This window comes from Arthrobacter sp. 754 (genome assembly GCF_040548695.1).
Lineage (GTDB): Bacteria > Actinomycetota > Actinomycetes > Actinomycetales > Micrococcaceae > Arthrobacter.
The window spans coordinates 462,846-479,729 of sequence record NZ_JBEPSC010000002.1 but is presented as its reverse complement, the minus strand read 5'-3'; the positions used below and the strand labels follow the sequence as shown (position 1 = coordinate 479,729).

The 16,884-nt window shown below is 64.7% G+C and carries 16 protein-coding genes and 1 riboswitch; of the genes, 12 read left to right on the top strand and 4 right to left on the bottom strand.

The window, feature by feature from the left end:
• Window positions 1–18: 18 nt before the first annotated feature.
• Entirely contained in the window at window positions 19–852 is an 834-nt protein-coding gene (locus tag ABIA70_RS07695; RefSeq protein ID WP_354147003.1) for an exodeoxyribonuclease III, read from the bottom strand.
• A gap of 10 nt (window positions 853–862) precedes the next feature.
• The gene (locus ABIA70_RS07690) at window positions 863–1,426 is read right to left on the bottom strand and encodes a hypothetical protein (protein WP_354147002.1); all 564 of its coding nucleotides are present in this window, start codon (window positions 1,424–1,426) and stop codon (window positions 863–865) included.
• A gap of 148 nt (window positions 1,427–1,574) precedes the next feature.
• Between ABIA70_RS07690 and ABIA70_RS07685 the strand changes: the two genes are divergently transcribed.
• Entirely contained in the window at window positions 1,575–2,015 is a 441-nt protein-coding gene (locus ABIA70_RS07685; RefSeq protein WP_354147001.1) for a CHRD domain-containing protein, read from the top strand.
• Window positions 2,016–2,103: 88 nt separating this feature from the next.
• On the opposite strand, the gene ABIA70_RS07680 is transcribed toward ABIA70_RS07685, so the two are convergent.
• Both ABIA70_RS07680 and glyA read right to left on the bottom strand, forming a co-directional pair.
• Window positions 2,104–3,015, bottom strand: coding sequence for a bifunctional methylenetetrahydrofolate dehydrogenase/methenyltetrahydrofolate cyclohydrolase (locus tag ABIA70_RS07680; RefSeq protein ID WP_354147000.1), 912 nt, complete (start codon window positions 3,013–3,015; stop codon window positions 2,104–2,106).
• 8 nt (window positions 3,016–3,023) lie between these two features.
• On the bottom strand, window positions 3,024–4,322 hold the full coding sequence (gene glyA / locus ABIA70_RS07675; protein ID WP_354146999.1) for a serine hydroxymethyltransferase: 1,299 nt from the start codon (window positions 4,320–4,322) through the stop codon (window positions 3,024–3,026).
• A gap of 145 nt (window positions 4,323–4,467) precedes the next feature.
• Window positions 4,468–4,553, bottom strand: a riboswitch (ZMP/ZTP riboswitch).
• Window positions 4,554–4,596: 43 nt separating this feature from the next.
• Between glyA and purU the strand changes: the two genes are divergently transcribed.
• The 11 genes from purU (at window position 4,597) to ABIA70_RS07620 (ending at window position 16,812) form a co-directional block, all read left to right on the top strand.
• On the top strand, window positions 4,597–5,457 hold the full coding sequence (gene purU, locus ABIA70_RS07670; protein WP_354146998.1) for a formyltetrahydrofolate deformylase: 861 nt from the start codon (window positions 4,597–4,599) through the stop codon (window positions 5,455–5,457).
• A gap of 33 nt (window positions 5,458–5,490) precedes the next feature.
• On the top strand, window positions 5,491–6,207 hold the full coding sequence (locus ABIA70_RS07665) for a class I SAM-dependent methyltransferase (protein ID WP_354146997.1): 717 nt from the start codon (window positions 5,491–5,493) through the stop codon (window positions 6,205–6,207).
• Between the two features lie 9 nt (window positions 6,208–6,216).
• A complete protein-coding gene (locus ABIA70_RS07660) occupies window positions 6,217–6,735 on the top strand; it encodes a gamma carbonic anhydrase family protein (RefSeq protein WP_354146996.1) in 519 nt (172 codons plus the stop codon).
• Window positions 6,736–6,828: 93 nt separating this feature from the next.
• Window positions 6,829–8,019, top strand: a complete 1,191-nt coding sequence (locus ABIA70_RS07655) for an ROK family transcriptional regulator (RefSeq protein ID WP_354146995.1) — start codon at window positions 6,829–6,831, stop codon at window positions 8,017–8,019.
• Between the two features lie 132 nt (window positions 8,020–8,151).
• Window positions 8,152–9,711: a multiple monosaccharide ABC transporter ATP-binding protein gene (mmsA, locus tag ABIA70_RS07650; RefSeq protein WP_354146994.1), complete on the top strand. Its 1,560-nt coding sequence runs from the start codon at window positions 8,152–8,154 to the stop codon at window positions 9,709–9,711.
• A 46-nt stretch (window positions 9,712–9,757) separates the two neighbouring features.
• Window positions 9,758–11,038 (top strand): multiple monosaccharide ABC transporter permease, encoded by a 1,281-nt coding sequence (mmsB, locus tag ABIA70_RS07645; RefSeq protein ID WP_354146993.1) that lies wholly within the window; start codon window positions 9,758–9,760, stop codon window positions 11,036–11,038.
• A 49-nt stretch (window positions 11,039–11,087) separates the two neighbouring features.
• Window positions 11,088–12,185, top strand: a complete 1,098-nt coding sequence (locus ABIA70_RS07640) for a substrate-binding domain-containing protein (RefSeq protein ID WP_354146992.1) — start codon at window positions 11,088–11,090, stop codon at window positions 12,183–12,185.
• A 252-nt stretch (window positions 12,186–12,437) separates the two neighbouring features.
• Window positions 12,438–13,886 (top strand): ABC transporter permease, encoded by a 1,449-nt coding sequence (locus ABIA70_RS07635; RefSeq protein WP_354146991.1) that lies wholly within the window; start codon window positions 12,438–12,440, stop codon window positions 13,884–13,886.
• A 2-nt stretch (window positions 13,887–13,888) separates the two neighbouring features.
• The gene (locus tag ABIA70_RS07630) at window positions 13,889–14,578 is read left to right on the top strand and encodes an ABC transporter ATP-binding protein (RefSeq protein WP_354146990.1); all 690 of its coding nucleotides are present in this window, start codon (window positions 13,889–13,891) and stop codon (window positions 14,576–14,578) included.
• Between the two features lie 33 nt (window positions 14,579–14,611).
• Window positions 14,612–15,682 (top strand): Gfo/Idh/MocA family protein, encoded by a 1,071-nt coding sequence (locus tag ABIA70_RS07625; protein ID WP_354146989.1) that lies wholly within the window; start codon window positions 14,612–14,614, stop codon window positions 15,680–15,682.
• A gap of 194 nt (window positions 15,683–15,876) precedes the next feature.
• Complete coding sequence (locus tag ABIA70_RS07620) at window positions 15,877–16,812, top strand: hypothetical protein (protein ID WP_354146988.1); 936 nt, start codon at window positions 15,877–15,879, stop codon at window positions 16,810–16,812.
• Window positions 16,813–16,884: the final 72 nt, after the last annotated feature.

Below are 16,884 nucleotides of genomic sequence, written 5' to 3'. Positions count from 1 at the left end.
GCTTGGAAACCTTCGGGGCTAGAGCCGGTAGTCCACTACCAGCGGGGCATGGTCAGAAAAGCGTGTGTCCCACGAGGGCGCCCGGTCCACCACTGCCGAGAAGGCTGCGGCGGCGAGGGCGGGGGTGGCCAGGTGGTAGTCGATGCGCCACCCGGTGTCGTTGTCGAAGGCCTTGCCGCGCTGGGACCACCAGGTGTACGGTCCGTCGACGTCGCCGGCGAGGTTGCGGTGGACGTCGTGCCAGCCGATTTCTTCTCCGAAGAAGTGGTCGAAATACGCACGCTCCTCAGGCAGGTGACCTGCCTTCTTAACGTTGCCTTTTGAATTCCGGATGTCCTTCGGCGTGTGGGCCACGTTGAGGTCGCCGACCACCAACGCGTGATCGCTGTGCTTTGTCAGTTCCGGCAGGCGGGTGCTCATGACGTCGAGGAAGCGGAACTTGTCTTCCTGTTTGGGGGTGCCCACTTCACCTGAGTGCACGTACGCGCTGGCGACCGAAAGCTGGCTGGCGTTCCCCGAAGCGTCATACACCCTGAAGTCCGCCTCGACCCAGCGGCCGGCGGTGGCGAAGTAGTCATCGCCGATGCCATTGCGGGTGACGAGGGGTTCTTCGCGCGAGGCAATGGCGACGCCTGCGCGGCCCTTTGCTTCGGCTTCGGCGTGCAGGATGTGCCAGCCATCGCCCAGCAGCTGGCGGACGATTGCGTCAGGGGCACGGACCTCCTGCAGGCAGAGGATATCGACCTCCCGCGGCTCCAGCCATTCCGCCATGCCGTTTTTGTAGGCAGCCCGCAGGCCGTTGACGTTGACTGATGCGATGCGAAGGTGGTCCTTCTTCAATGCCGAGCTCACCCGCTCCACTCTAGTCGATGATGGTTCCACTGACCGGGTCGCCGGTGCCGCCGGCAGAGCGGATCATGTCCCGGGCGTTGGTGGCGGTGATCTCGATGGTTTCCAGCGCGCGGCGGATGGTCTCCTGGTCCGCGGCCTCGCCCTTTGCCCGCTCCTGCTCCACTACGCGGGTCTGCACCTGCACGATCTTGAACGAGTGGTCCAGCTTGAGGTCGCGGACGTCGTCCGCTTCGGTGCGCTCGGATACCACCCGGGTGCCCCCATGATCGGCAGAGGACGACGACGGCGCACGGCCGGCAGCGCTGTTGAAGGCGTTCTGGGCTTCCGTCAGCTTGGCCCCGGCCTTTTTGGCGGCCCTCTGGATGCTGAAGACCACAAAGGAGGCCAGCGCGAGCCAGAAGCCGGCAATGATTGCGACCACCCAGCCCACGACGTCGTTCTGGTTCGCGGCAAAGATCACGGCCACGATGAAGGCGACAACAAAGACCATCATCCCCGGGCCACTGATCCGCAGCATGGAGAAGCCGCCCTTGGCACGGCCGGACGGGGATTGAGGATTGCTCAGAGATCGCATGGGTCCATTATCTCAAACGCCGCAGCGTGCCAGCGCACCTTCCACCCCCGGCGAACAGCGCCCGTGACGGTATTGTGCCTGATCAGGCCGCGGCGTAGCGTGAATCGCGCTAGGGGTGGAAATTCAACTTTCTATCTGAGGACACATTATGAAAAGTCACCGGTTCAGGACAGCCGCGATCGCCACAGCGATCGTCTCCCTCATGGGTATCAGCGCCCCCGCTGAGGCGAAACCGGGCGGAACCGCCGCCATTCCGCTCAACACGGGCCAGGAAGCCGCAGCAGTCCATACCGGGGCAGGCGGATCCTTCAGCTACACCATCGATGGCGACGAGCTCTGCTATACGCTCTCTGTCCGCGGCCTGTCCGCTCCGGCCACGGCAGCCCACATCCACGTCGCTGCCCGCAACGTAGCCGGCCCGGTTGTTGTTCCGCTGACCGTAGGCGACGGAACCGACTGGACGGTTGATGCGTGCACCACTGCTGCCGAGGCGGTGCTGTCCGCCATCGAAGCCGACCCGGGCGCCTACTACGTCAATGTGCACAATGCCGACTTCCCTGCCGGGGAGATCCGCGGCCAGCTGAAGTAGATTCCGCTCCGAAAAGTCCGACGGCGGCACGCGACCCTGCGTGGAGGGTTGCGTGCCGCCGTCGGGCGTTACCGGTTCCGGGCCGGAATCAGGCGATTCCCGAGCCGCTTTCCTGGTCCAATTGGCGTTCCGCGGCCTCGACCACGTTGGTCATCAGCAGCGCCACGGTCATGGGACCGACGCCGCCGGGGTTCGGCGAAATCCAGCCCGCCACCTCGGCGGCGGCGGGATCGATGTCGCCGTGGACCCGGCTCTTGCCGGTCTCCTCGTCGGTTTCCCGGGTGACGCCGACGTCGAGCAGGGCCGCGCCCGGCTTCACGTCCGCGGCCTTGACGATGTGTTTGACACCCGCCGCACCGACAATGACGTCAGCCTGCCGCAGCAGCTCCGGGAGGTTCGCGGTGCCGGTGTGAGTCAGCGTGACGGTGGCGTTTACCGCCCGCCTGGTGAGCAGCAGGCCGATCGTGCGTCCGACTGTCACTCCACGGCCGACCACCACGACGTGCTTGCCCGCGAGGCTGTAGCCGTTGCGCTCCAGCAGCTCGATGACGCCCCGGGGCGTGCACGGCAGCGGCGATGTGATCTCGCCGCTGACATTGAGCACCAGGCGGCCAAGGTTGGTGGGGTGGAGGCCGTCGGCGTCCTTGGCGGGGTCGATCCGCTCGAGGATGGCGTCGGTGTCCAGGTGCTTGGGCAGCGGCAGCTGCACGATGTACCCGTGGCAGGCGGGGTCCGCATTGAGTTCATCGATGAGGGCCTCCACCTGCGCCTGGGTGGCATCGGCCGGAAGCTCACGCTGGATCGAGTTCATCCCGATCTCCACGGACTGTTTGTGTTTCATCGACACGTACAGCTCCGAAGCAGGATCAGCACCGACGAGGACGGTGGCAATTCCGGGGGTGACGCCGCGGGCCTTCAGCGCCGCGACGCGCTCAGCCAGCTCGGATTTGATGGCGGCAGCGGCTGCCTTGCCGTCAAGGATCTTCGCGGTCTGCGCCATGGATGGGTTCACCACTGCTCGTGCTGCGGGTAAAGCGGGAAGTCGGCGGCGAGTTTGTCGACGCGTGACTGCAGGGCCTCAACATCCGCAGCGGTGCCTGCCTTCAGCGCGGTGGCGATGATCTCGGCGACTTCGGTGAACTCCTCGGCGCCGAAGCCGCGGGTTGCCAGGGCCGGGGTGCCGATCCGCAGGCCGGAGGTAACCATCGGCGGGCGGGGGTCGAACGGAACGGCGTTGCGGTTCACAGTGATTCCCACGGAGTGCAGGAGGTCCTCGGCCTGCTGGCCGTCCAGCTGGGAGTTGCGCAGGTCCACCAGCACCAGGTGCACGTCGGTGCCGCCGGTGAGGACAGAGACGCCTGCCTCGGCGACGTCGGCCTGGTTGAGGCGGTCGGCGATGATCTTCGCGCCCTCCAGGACGCGCTGCTGGCGCTCCTTGAATTCTTCGGTGCCGGCGATCTTGAAGGCCACTGCCTTGGCCGCGATGACGTGCATAAGGGGGCCGCCCTGCTGTCCCGGGAACACGTTGGAGTTGATCTTCTTGGCCCACTCCTGCTTGGCAAGGATCACACCGGAGCGGGGGCCTGCGAGGGTCTTGTGCACGGTGGAGGTCACGACGTCGGAGTACGGCACCGGGCTCGGGTGCAGGCCTGCTGCAACCAGGCCGGCGAAGTGCGCCATGTCGGTCCAGAGCAGGGCGCCTACCTCGTCCGCGATGGAGCGGAAGGCTGCGAAGTCCAGGTGGCGGGGGTACGCGGACCAGCCGGCAATGATGACCTGGGGCTTTTCGGCAATGGCCTGCTCGCGCAGTTTGTCCATGTCCACGCGGAAGGAGTCCTGCTCCACCTGGTAGGCAGCGACGTTGTACAGCTTGCCGGAGAAGTTCAGCTTCATCCCGTGGGTCAGGTGGCCGCCGTGGGCAAGTGAGAGGCCCAGGATCTTGTCACCGGGAGTGATCATCGCGGACAGCGCCGCGGCGTTGGCCTGTGCACCGGAGTGCGGCTGGACGTTCGCGTACTCGGCGTCGAACAGTGCCTTCACGCGGTCGATGGCCAACTGCTCGGCGATGTCCACGTACTCGCAGCCACCGTAGTAGCGGCGGCCCGGATAGCCCTCCGCGTACTTGTTGGTCAGGACCGAGCCCTGTGCTTCCATCACGGCGCGCGGGGCGAAGTTTTCGGACGCGATCATTTCCAGGGTGCCGCGCTGGCGGCCAAGTTCCTGGGCGAGGACTGCGGCAATTTCAGGATCAAGCTCGGCCAGCGGCTGATTGCTGACTTCGGCTGTTGTGGTGGCTGTAGAGGTCACGGAAAACTCCTGGCTAGGGATACGGGCACTGCTAAGGTCAGGCTACCGGCTGGCGCTGCACACTGTCCCCCTGATGACAGGGCGTGAAAGTGCACTGGACAGTGCTGCAACCTTGAAGGTTTACAGCGCTTTCCGGCAAGACATGACCCTCGGCCCAGGCGTACGATCCGTGGTCTTCGTGATTGCCGCTCCCTGGTGGTTAGCCACCCAACGCCAGTTGCGACGCCACCAGACTACCAAAAGCGGGCACCCCTTCGCGGGTACGCTGGTGTGCGTGAGTGATGAGCAGCTGAACCAAGCGTATGTAGTGACCCTTTCCTGTCCGGACCGCCCCGGGATTGTCCATGCCGTGGCCGGTGCCCTGCTGGTGGCCGGCGGCAATATTACGGATTCCCAGCAGTACGGCAGCCCCGCCACCGGAAACTTCTTCATGCGCGTGGAAGTGACAACCTCAGCGGGACGGACCGAACTCCACGCAGCCCTAGAGCCCGTAGCAGAGGCATTCGGAATGCAGTGGAGCCTGAATGCCGTGGGCCAGAAGGTGCGCACGCTGCTGATGGCCAGCACCTCCGCGCACTGCCTGAACGACCTCCTCTTCCAGCAGCGGTCCGGGACTCTGCCCATCGAGATCCCCGCAATAGTTTCCAACCACCAGGACCTCGCCGGACTCGCCCGGTTCTACGGCATCCCCTTCCATCACATCCCCGTCACACCGGACACCAAATCCCAGGCAGAGGACAAGCTTCGCGCCCTCATGGCTGAACACGACATCGAGCTGACGGTCCTGGCCCGGTACATGCAGATCATCTCGGACGATCTTTGCGCGGAGCTCACAGGCAAGGCCATCAACATCCACCACTCGTTCCTGCCCTCCTTCAAGGGTGCCCGGCCGTACCACCAGGCCCACGCCCGCGGCGTAAAGCTGATCGGGGCGACAGCCCACTACGTGACAGCAGCCCTGGACGAGGGACCCATCATTGAACAGGAAGTCATCCGGGTGGACCACGCCCGTACCCCGGAACAGTTCGTCCAGATGGGCCGGGACGTGGAGGGCCGCACCCTTGCCCAGGCTGTCCAGTGGCACGCCGAGCACCGTGTCCTGCTGGACGGCAACCGGACTGTGGTCTTTAACTGAGCGGGTCTAAAACTGAGCGTTTTCGGATGACGGATGGGGACCACAATGGACGCAGCGGGCCACTCAGGGGTGGAGGACCTGTACAGCGAGCAACGCCTCGCCGAGTTCTACAACCGCCGGGCGGCGGCCGGCACCGAACACCCGATCGCCTCACGGAGGGTCGCGGAGCGCGGGCGGTTCATCAGGCTGCTCAAGGCTGAAGGCCGCCACAGCGTCCTGGAGCTCGGTTCCGGCACGGGGCTGGACGGCCAGCAGTTCGTCCGCGCAGGCATCCATTACACCGGGGTGGACCTGTCCGAAGAGCACGTGCGGCGGGCGAGGGCGAAGGGGCTGGACGTCTCTGTCGCAAGCGCCCGTCAGTTGCCCTTTCCTGACGGCGCCTTCCAGGCCGCCTGGACCATGAGCACCCTGCTGCACATCCCTGCCACAGACATCGACGGCGTCGTGCGCGAACTGGTGCGCGTGGCGGCACCCAACGCACCCATCGCCGTCGGCCTCTGGTCCGGTGAGGATGAAGAGGTCCTGAACCCCGAGGACGACGTCGAACCCCGCCGGTTCTTCAGCCGGCGGAGTGACGCGACGGTGCGGCAAGTCTTTGGCCGGCACGGTGCCATCGAGGACTTTGTCACCTGGCCTGAGGGCGCCGGCGAGGAATCCGGCCCGGGAGCCGGGCACTGGACGCAGCATTACCAGTTCCTGATCCTCCGCACCCCTGCCGCTTCACCCCCGCCGGAACAGCCCGTGTCCTAGGCTGGGCACATGGCTCCCCTTCACAGTTTCGCCGGCAACACTCCGGCAGTCCACGAATCCGCCTTCGTCGCCCCCACGGCCTCCATCATCGGCAAGGCAACCCTCGCCGAGGACTCCAGCGCCTTCTATGGCGTGTCGGTCCGGGCTGACACGGCCGCCATCAGCGTGGGCGCCGGCAGCAACCTGCAAGACAACGTGGTGCTGCACGCGGACCCGGGCTTCCCCTGCACGGTCGGGTCGGGCGTCAGCGTGGGCCACGCCGCCGTCGTCCACGGGTGCACTGTGGAGGATGACTGCCTGATCGGCATGGGTGCCACGGTGCTCAACGGGGCCGTCATCGGCAGCGGTTCGCTCGTGGCAGCCGGGGCGGTGGTCCTGGAAGGGACCGTTGTGCCGCCGCGCTCGCTGGTGGCCGGCGTCCCGGCGAAGGTCAGGCGGGAACTCACCGAAGAAGAGTTTGACGGTGTGAAGCAGAACGCCGCGCGGTACGTGGAACTGGCGCGCGCTCACCGGGAACTCCACGGCTAGCAGGCGGGATTCCGCTGGCCGTACTGCCGCCGCAAGAACACAATTGCGTTAACTTCTTGACTACAAGAGTCAAAGTAGGGCAATCTTCTTTTCATGTCCGCCACATCGCGCTCAGCGAGGAGCAAGCCTAAAAATCCGGGGTCGCAGTCCGCCCTCAGGCAATTGAACCAGCAGCGGATCATCGAGACCCTGATGAGCGGCCCGTCCACCCAGGCCGAGCTGGCACGCCAGACCGGCCTGTCCACGGCCACGGTCTCCAACATCGTCAAAGTGATGCAGGATGCGGGGCTGGCCTCCACCGAACCGACCACCAGTTCGGGGCGCCGGGCCCTCAATGTACGGCTCAACAGCAACGGTGCAGTGGCCGTGGGAATCGACTTCGGCCGGCGGCACCTCCGCGTGGTTCTGGCCTCCCTGAGCTACCACGTGATCGCCGAGGAATCCGTGATGCTTCCGCTGGGGCATCAGTCGGAGGAAGGCATCCAGGCGGCCGTAGTCCTGCTCGACAAACTGCTCAGCGAAAACGCCGTGGAACGCAGCGCCGTGGTGGGTGCCGGCGTCGGAATTCCGGGGCCCATCGACCGCCGGACCGGCACCGTCGCGCAGGGCGCGATCCTCCCCGAATGGGTGGGAATCAACATCCTCCAGCACTTGGAGGACACCCTCCAAATGCCCGTATTCGTTGACAACGACGCCAATCTGGGCGCTTGGTCCGAAGTGACCTGGGGGCCGCACACGGGCGTCAGCAACCTGATGTTCCTCAAGATCGGCTCCGGCATCGGAGCGGGACTGATCCTCAACGGTGCGCCCTACTACGGCCACGTGGGGATCACCGGCGAAATAGGCCACGCGACCATCCATGAACAGGGTCTCGTGTGCCGCTGCGGCAACCGTGGCTGCCTGGAAACCATCGCTTCCACCACCACCATGATCGAGCTCCTCAGCCGCGGCGAGGACCGGCCGCTCACACCCGCGGACATCGTTGCCAAAGCCCTCGCCCGTGACTCGGCAACACTGCGGGTAGTGGACGACGCGGGCCTGGCCGTGGGCAGGGCGCTGGGCAACGTGGCAAACCTGATCAACCCTGAAGTCATCGTGGTGGGCGGACCCCTGGCGGGGCTGGGCAACGTGCTCCTGGACCCCATCCGGCGCGGGCTGATCCGGCATGCGGTGCCCGTGATCGGCGAGACCACCACCCTGACAATGTCCTCCCTTGGGGACCGCGCGGAGGCACTCGGAGCCGCCGCCCTGGTATTCCAACACGCCGGGATCCGGCGCATGTAGGCCAAGTTGTTATCCGGTAATTGCGTTCAAGACTTGACGACAACCCGTGTGATCAAGTTTACTTTTTCATCAGACGCCCCCGCGCTTTGCTGGGCGGACAAAGAAGTCATGCATTGGAGGCGTAAGGGCAAAATGACGTCCCACACCACGCACACCGACCCCGTCATCCTGGAGATGCGCTCCATCACCAAGGAATTTCCCGGCGTCAAGGCACTCTCCGAAGTAAGCCTGAGCGTCAAAGCCGGCGAAATCCACGCCATCTGCGGCGAAAACGGCGCGGGCAAGTCCACGCTGATGAAGGTGCTTTCCGGCGTTTACCCCTACGGCACCTACGACGGCGACATCGTCTACCAGGGACAGGTCCAGCAGTTCCGGGACATCCGCGCCAGCGAGCATGCCGGAATCGTGATCATCCACCAGGAGCTCGCACTCATCCCGGAGCTCTCCATCATGGAGAACATCTTCCTGGGCAACGAACCCACCAAACGCGGCGTTATCGACTGGGCCGAAGCCCGGCTGCGCTCCACGGAGCTCCTGGCCCGGGTGGGCCTGCGCGAGGACCCGGCAACCCCGATCAAGGAAATCGGGGTTGGCAAGCAGCAGCTGGTGGAGATCGCCAAAGCGCTGAACAAGTCAGTCAAGATCCTCATCCTGGACGAACCCACGGCGGCGCTGAACGAGTCAGACTCACAGCACCTGCTGGATCTGATGCTGGGCCTGAAGGGCAAGGGCATCACCTCGATCATCATTTCGCACAAGCTGAACGAGATCGAGCAGATCGCCGATTCCATCACCATCATCCGTGACGGAAAATCGATCGAAACCCTGGACGTCAAAGCCGACGGCGTTGACGAGGACCGCATCATCAAAGGCATGGTGGGCCGCGCACTGGAGTCCCGCTTCCCGGAGCACACGCCCAAGATCGGCGAAGTGTTCTTCGAGGTCAAGGACTGGAACGTGGCGCATCCGCAGATCCAGGACCGGATGATCTGCAAGAACTCGAACTTCTTTGTCCGGCGCGGGGAGATTGTGGGCTTCGCAGGGCTCATGGGCGCGGGCCGCACCGAGCTGGCCCGCTCCGTTTTCGGCCGGTCCTACGGACATTTCGTGTCCGGGCATATCTATATGCATGGCAAGGAAGTGACCCTCAAGAATGTGCACCAAGCCATCGACGCCGGCCTCGGCTACGTCACCGAGGACCGGAAATCCCTGGGCCTGAACCTGCTCGACGACATCAAGACCACCACGGTCTCGGCAAACCTGGAAAAGATCAGCAAGCGCAGCGTCGTGGACACCAACAAGGAATTCGAAGTGGCCGAGCAGTACCGGAAGTCACTGCGGACGAAGGCGCCGTCCGTGGAGGAGGGCGTAGCCAAGCTCTCCGGCGGGAACCAGCAAAAGGTTGTCCTGGCCAAGTGGATGTTCACGGACCCGGAACTGCTGATCCTGGACGAACCGACCCGCGGCATCGACGTCGGAGCCAAGTACGAGATCTACGGCATTATCCAGCAACTTGCCAACCAGGGGAAGGGCGTGATTGTGATTTCCTCCGAGCTGCCTGAACTGCTCGGGCTCTCCGACCGGATCTACACCATCTTCGAGGGCGCCATCACTGGCGTTCTCAACAAAGAGGAAGCGAGCCAGGAAAGCCTGATGAAGCTCATGACCTCCGCCCGCAAAGCCGCCGCCTAATCCTCTGGAGCCTTCCAGAACCTTCCAGATACGAGGACCGAAAACAATGAACGCGCTCAAGAAACTCTTCGGTGGCGACACCCGCCAGTTCGGGATGATCTTTGCCTTGGTGGCTCTGATAGTTCTCTTCCAGTGGCTCACAGGCGGCATCACGCTCACCCCGGGCAACGTCATCAACCTCTTCAACGGCAACTCCTACATCCTCATCCTCGCCATCGGCATGGTGCTGGTCATCATCGCCGGCCACATCGACCTTTCCGTTGGTTCAGTGGCAGCCTTCGTGGGCATGGTGGTGGCCATCGCCATGCGCGATTGGGGCATCCCCTGGTTCCTGGCTATCCTGCTGGGCCTGGGCCTGGGCGCCCTCATCGGAGCATGGCACGGCTGGTGGACCGCGTATGTGGGGATCCCGGCATTCATCGTGACCCTTGCAGGCATGCTGATCTTCCGCGGTGCCCAGCAGTTTGTGGGCCAGTCCAACTCGATTCCTGTCCCCCGCGAATTCCAGTACATCGGCGCCGGCTACCTCCCCGAGATCGGGCCGAGCACCGGTTACAACAACCTGACACTGCTCCTGGGCCTCGCCGGCGTCGCCTTCGTTATCTACAGCGAACTCCGCCGCCGCCGCACTGCAAAGGCCCTCGGAGCTGAAGTTTCCGAGACCTGGGTGATGATCCTGCGGCTGGTCCTGATCTGCGGCGCCATTCTCTTCGCCACGTACCTGTTCGCCACCGGCCGCCCCGGCACGTCCTTCCCGATCCCGGGCCTGATTCTTGCCGTGATGGTTCTGATCTACGGCTTTGTCTCCTCCAAGACGGTGGTCGGCCGGCACATCTACGCGGTCGGTGGCAACCGCCACGCGGCAGAACTCTCCGGGGTGAAGTCGAAGAAGATCAACTTCCTGGTCATGATGAACATGTCCATCATCGCCGGACTCGCCGGCATGATCTTCGTGGCCCGGTCGACGTCGGCGGGTCCTTCGGACGGCACCGGCTGGGAGCTCGACGCGATCGCTGCAGTCTTCATCGGCGGCGCCGCAGTGACCGGCGGCGTGGGTACCGTCATCGGCTCCATTGTTGGAGGCCTGGTCATGGCCGTGCTGAACAACGGCCTGCAGCTCCTCAGCGTCGGCGCCGACTGGCAGTCGATGATCAAAGGCCTGGTGCTCCTGGTGGCGGTGGCCATCGACGTCTACAACAAGTCGCAGGGACGGGCATCGATCATCGGGCTGATGATGAAGAACTTCCGCTCATCCAGCGGAGCGGGTTCCCCGCTCCAGCCGGATGAGGTCACCTCCACCAAAGAAACCATTTCCAGGGACGCCTGAGCTGTTCAGGTTCCGGAACAACACCCCTAAAAAGAAAGTGGACCAAGAAATGCGAATGATTGGTAAAGCAGGAAAGGCAGCAGCGATAGCTGCGATCGCGGCATTGGCGCTGACGGCCTGCGGACGGGCCGAGCCCGGCGCCACCGGCACCAGCGGTGGAACCGGCGGGTTCGCACAGGACTCCGCCATCGGCGTCGCACTTCCCAAGAAGACCAGTGAGAACTGGGTCCTGGCGGAAAAGCTGTTCAATGACGGGCTCTCCAGCGCAGGCTTCAAGCCCACGGTGCAGTTCGCCAACAACGGCGTCGCTGAACAGCAGAACCAGATCAGTGCAATGATCTCCAAGGGCGCCAAGGTCATCATTGTCGGCGCCCTGGATGGCTCGCAGCTGGGTACCCAGCTTCAGCAGGCCAAGGATGCTGGCGCCACCATCATCGCCTACGACCGTCTTCTGCTGAACACCCCCAATGTGGACTACTACGTGGCCTACGACAACTTCAAGGTGGGTGTGCTCCAGGGCCAGGCCCTGCTGGACGGCATGAAGGCCAAGAAGCCGGCCGGACCGTACAACATCGAACTGCTGGCAGGTTCACCGGATGACGCCAACGCGAAGGTCTTCTTCGACGGCGCCATGAGCATCCTGAAGCCGAAGATCGACGACGGAACGGTCAAGGTTCTTTCCGGCCAGACCACCTTCGAGAAGGCTGTAACGCAGGACTGGAAGGCTGAGAACGCCCAGCGCCGGATGGATACCCTCCTGACCGGTTCCTACGGGTCAGCATCCCTTGACGGCGTCCTTTCGCCGAATGACACCCTCGCCCGGGCCGCCATCACCTCTGTCAAGGCGGCCGGCAAGCCGATCCCGGTCATCACCGGACAGGACTCCGAAGTTGAGTCCGTGAAGTCCATCATCGCCGGCGAGCAGTACTCCACCATCAACAAGGACACCCGCAAGCTCGTTGAGCACGCAATTGTCATGGTCAAGGATCTCCAGGCCGGCAAGAAGCCTGAGGTCAACGACGACAAGTCCTACAACAACACGGTGAAGACCGTACCCGCCTACCTGCTGCCGCCGGTCATCGTGACCGCCGCCAACGTGAAGACGGCCTACGTGGACGATCCGGTACTTGGCCCGCTGACCAAGTAACACCCTGCTTTACCAGAGTGCCCCGGCTCCGCACAGGAGCCGGGGCACTCTGCTGTTCCCGGACGCTCTGGCACTCCCTGCACACTTTTCCCCGACGCTCTGGCACTCCCTGCACACTCTCCCCAGACGCTCTCGCACTCCCAACGCTGTTTCACAGGCCAAACACAGCTTCAGCCGCTTTCCCGCACAGCGAGTGCCGCGAGGGTAGGAGCAGTCGCCGGCCTTCTGCCGGCACCGGATCCTAGGAGTACAGTGAGCGTCCTTGCCCGAAGTGTCGGCAATGCCTTCAGAAACAAAGTGCGAACGGCGGCGGTGGTGGCAGTGCTGGCCGTCGCGATCGGACTTGCCCTCGCCATGCTGGTGGCCAACCAGGCCGTCGGGGCCAAAGTCCAGGAGCTGAATTCCACTGTCGGCACCGTCCTGACCGTCAACCCGGCAGGAGGCCAGGGATTTGAAGGCGGCGGCGAACCGCTGACCACCGAGCAGGCCGCAACCGCAGCGGCCGTTCCCAACGTGAGCTCCGTCGTCGGGACATCCTCCCTCAGGCTGCGGAACGCGACGGAGGCGGCCGCCCAGGCTGCTGCGGGCCAGACCGGTCCGGGCGGAGGCCCCGGAGGTCCGGGCGGCACGTCCGCGGCAACGCTGACCACCAGCCTCACTGCCGCTGTCGACGCCGGTACGCTGGGCGGCCGGAACCAGGCTGCCAACGGCACCACGGGCGCAACCACCACCCAGCCGGCACGCTCGCTTCCGATCACCGCAACCGGAGTCGGCGCCGAGGTGGACAGCACGGGCAAGGCACTTACCATCACCGGGGGAACCGGCCTGGGCGACTACTCGGCAGCCTCAACCGGCGCCCTGCTGGGAACCACGCTGGCCGAAAAGAACGGCCTGTCCGTAGGGTCCACGTTCACCATCAAAGACCAGACCTACACAGTGGCCGGCCTGTTCGATTCCGGCACCACATTCGGCAACAACGCGCTGTACTTAACCCTCCCGGCGGCGCAGGGCCTCGCGGAGCTGCCGGACGAACTGTCCACCATGATCGTCACCGTCAACAGCATGGAGAACGTCCAGTCCGCCAAGACCGCACTGGAATCGGCGCTGGGCTCGGACAAGGCCGACGTCACCCAGGGCCAGAGCCTGGAGACCGCGGTCAGCTCACTCGGCAGCGTCAAGAACATCTCCTTCATCGCCTTCGTCGCAGCCTTGGGCACCGCCGGGCTGATCATCCTGCTGATCATGGTGATGCTGGTCCGCGAGCGCCGCCGCGAAATCGGCGTGCTGAAGGCAATCGGCGCCCCCAACCGCACCATCGGCCTGCAGTTCGTGCTCGAAGCGATGGTCCTGGTGGCAATGGGCAGCGCGGTGGGCGCCGCGATCGCTTCCTTCGCCAGCGGCGGCATCGCCTCAGCGCTGATCAGTACCAACACCACCACGACGACGGCGGCCACCACCGCCGGGCGCGGGGCCGCCATGGCCGGCGGGCTCGGAATGCCAGGCGGCGCAGGATTCCCCGGCGGAACGGGCGGGCCCCTGGGCGGCGCCTCCCAGCTCCTGACTTCAGTCACGGCCAGCGCCTCCCCCGGCGTCATCGCCGCCGGAATAGCCGCAGTGTTTGGCGTGGCCATCATCGGAGCGCTGGTTCCGGCGCTGCTCACGGCCCGCATCCGTCCCATCGAAGTTCTGCGAGGAGAATAGCCATGATTGAAGTCAAGAACCTGGTCCGCACCTTCAACTCAGGTGACCGCACCATCAAGCCGGTCAACGACGTCAGTTTCGTCCTGCAGCAGGGCACGCTGGCGTCCATCGTGGGCAAGAGCGGCAGCGGCAAGAGCACCCTGTTGTCGCTCCTGGGCGCGCTGGACAAACCCACCAGCGGAGACGTCGTCGTGAACGGCGTCAGCCTGGCAGGGATGCCGGACGGCAAGCTGACCGAGTACCGGCGCCGGGACATCGGCTTCGTGTTCCAGCAGTTCAACCTGATCCCCAACCTGTCCGCCGTGGACAACGTGATGCTGCCCATGGAGTTCGCCGGAATGCGTAAAGCGCAGCGGCTGGAGCGGGCCAGGGACCTCCTGGCACAGGTGCAGCTGGACCCGGACAAGCAGGTGCGGCGCATCAACCGCCTCTCCGGCGGCGAGCAGCAGCGGGTGGCGATCGCCCGGGCTCTGGCCAACGAGCCAAAGCTGATCCTGGCCGACGAGCCCACGGGAAACCTGGACGAGCAGACCGGTGACCACATCATCGAACTCCTGAGCGCGCTCAGCCGTGACCACAACACCACCATCCTGGTGGTCACCCACGACAGGGCGCTGGCCAACAAGACGGACCGCCGTTTCCGGCTCCAGCAGGGCAAACTGACGGAGGAACCCGCCCGGGCCATGGTCTGATGTTCAGACTGGTCCGGGTGAGAGGATGGCACCATGAGCCCGCTAATTGCCAAGCCGTGGTTGTCCACCCAGTCCGACCAGGACCCCCAGTCCGCCACAGGAAGGCCTTTACGCTGGGGCGTCATCGCCACCGGCGGGATTGCCCGGTCGGTTTCGCAGGACCTGGCCCTCCTTCGCGACGCCGAGCTCTACGCCGTCAGTTCCCGTGGCCGGGACACGGCGGAAAGTTTCGCCACGGCCTACGACTTCGCCAAATCGTACTGGGACGAGCACGGCGTCCACGGCTACCAGCGGCTGCTCGCCGATGATGCCGTGGACGTCGTCTACGTCGCCACCCCGCACGCCCAGCACCACCAGATCGTCCTCGAGGCGCTGAAGGCCGGCAAGCACGTGCTCTGTGAGAAGGCGTTCACCATCAATGCCCGGGAAGCCAGCGAACTGGTGGCCGCGGCCCGCGAACGGAATCTCTTTCTCATGGAGGCTGTGTGGAGCCGGTTCCTGCCGGGGATGCAGCGGGTTTTCGAGATTGCCGCCTCGGGCGAACTGGGTGAGGTGCACTGGGTGATGGCTGACCTTGGCTTCCCTGCCCCCTACTCCCCCACGTCACGGCTTTGGGCCCGGAAGGACGGCGGCGGGGCGCTCCTGGACATCGCGGTATACCCGCTGCTTTGGGCGGTGGGAACGTTGGGATTCCCGCAGACGGTCAGTGCCACCGGCTTTATTAATGACGACGGCGTCGACGCCCAGAACGCGCTGACTCTCGGCTACAACCACGGCGCCCAGGCCCAGTTGACCTCCTCCCTCCTTGCCCACGGCCCCCGGACCGCAACGGTGGCTGGAAGCCTGGGGTATCTGCAGAGCGTGGGCTCCATCAACAACCCGCGGGAACTGGTGATCGGCATCGGCCTGGGCGAACAGCGCACCGAGCCGTTCGACGTCGTCGGCCGCGGCTATGCCTACGAGCTCCGCGAAGTAACCCGCTGCATCCAGCAGGGCCTTACCGAAAGCCCGGTGATGCCGCTGGAAGATTCGATCAGGACCATGCGTCTCTTCGACGGAGTCCGCGGGCAGCTGGGTGTCAGCTACCCGAACGATGCGCACTGAGGACCAGCGGGGGGAGCCTGTGGGCCGGTGACATTGCCGTCAACTGATCTGACTTCGGCGCGCCGATTATCAACGCCGCGGTAATTGAATTAGTAAGTTTGCTTTTTTATTTCCCGTTTTCCCTAGACGCGTTGCACAGGCAAGTCATACGCTGTACAAATCGTTGGTCTTATTGGCACTGGGGGGTGGAACGCATGGCTCAAGTTCGATCGCCATGGCGTGCGCTCCGGCCCATCCTCCTCGCAGGAGCGGCAACGGCAGCCTGGCTGACACTTTCTTCTTCCCCCGCGATGGCAGACTCGTCCGCAGAGTCGGGCTCGCTCCTCGGCGGGGTGACATCCTCCGTTTCGTCCCTTTCGGCGCCGCTGACCGGTGCTGCTGCGCCGCTCCAGGCGGCCATTTCTCCCGCGTTGCCGGCAGATTCCGGGCTTGTGCAGCCGATGGTGGGAACCGTGGCCGGGACAGCAGACCAGATCGTCGCCTCCGTGCCGGTACTGGGCAGCGTGGTCCCGGCAGACACAGTCTCGTCCCTGGTCATTCCTGTTGCCGTGGCGGCCGATTCCGTTGTTGGGGACCTGGCTGAAACCGTAGCCCCTCCGCTCGCTGATGCCCTGCCCGTTCTTGAGCCTGTCCTGCAGCCCATCGTGGAACTGACGGCTGCCACTGTTGAGCCTTTGCCGGTCGCCTTGCCGGCCGCGCTTACCGGCCTCCCGGTGAACGAGATTTCCTCTACCGACGTGGACTCGGCCTTCGCAGACACCGCACTGTCGCCTGAGATTACTGACCTGGACCTCGCAAGTGATCCCGGCACGTCAGACAAAACGTCAGTGATGACGCAACGCAGCCTCGCGACGACGGCCCTTGTGGCGGGGATGACCAGCTCGGTCATGCATTCTGCCGCCGGGGAAAGCCCGTTGACCGGCGAACCTTCGACGCCGCTGACTCCGGCCCCGGCGGGTCCGGCTTCCGGTGCAGGGAGCGGCGCTTCGCCCTCCGGCCCCACGAGCGCTGCCGCCTGGCTGGACGGTTCCGGCTTCACCCTTCTGCTTCCGGGAACCTTCCCCATCAGCGCCTCCCCTGAGCATTCCCCTTCACCGGTGTCGTTTGACCCCGGTTCCTCTCCTGACTAGTTGAGCCCTGCTGCCCTCTTCCATGGGCAAAACGAGGCCTAAAGGCGCTGATCGGCGCCCCACATCAACTTT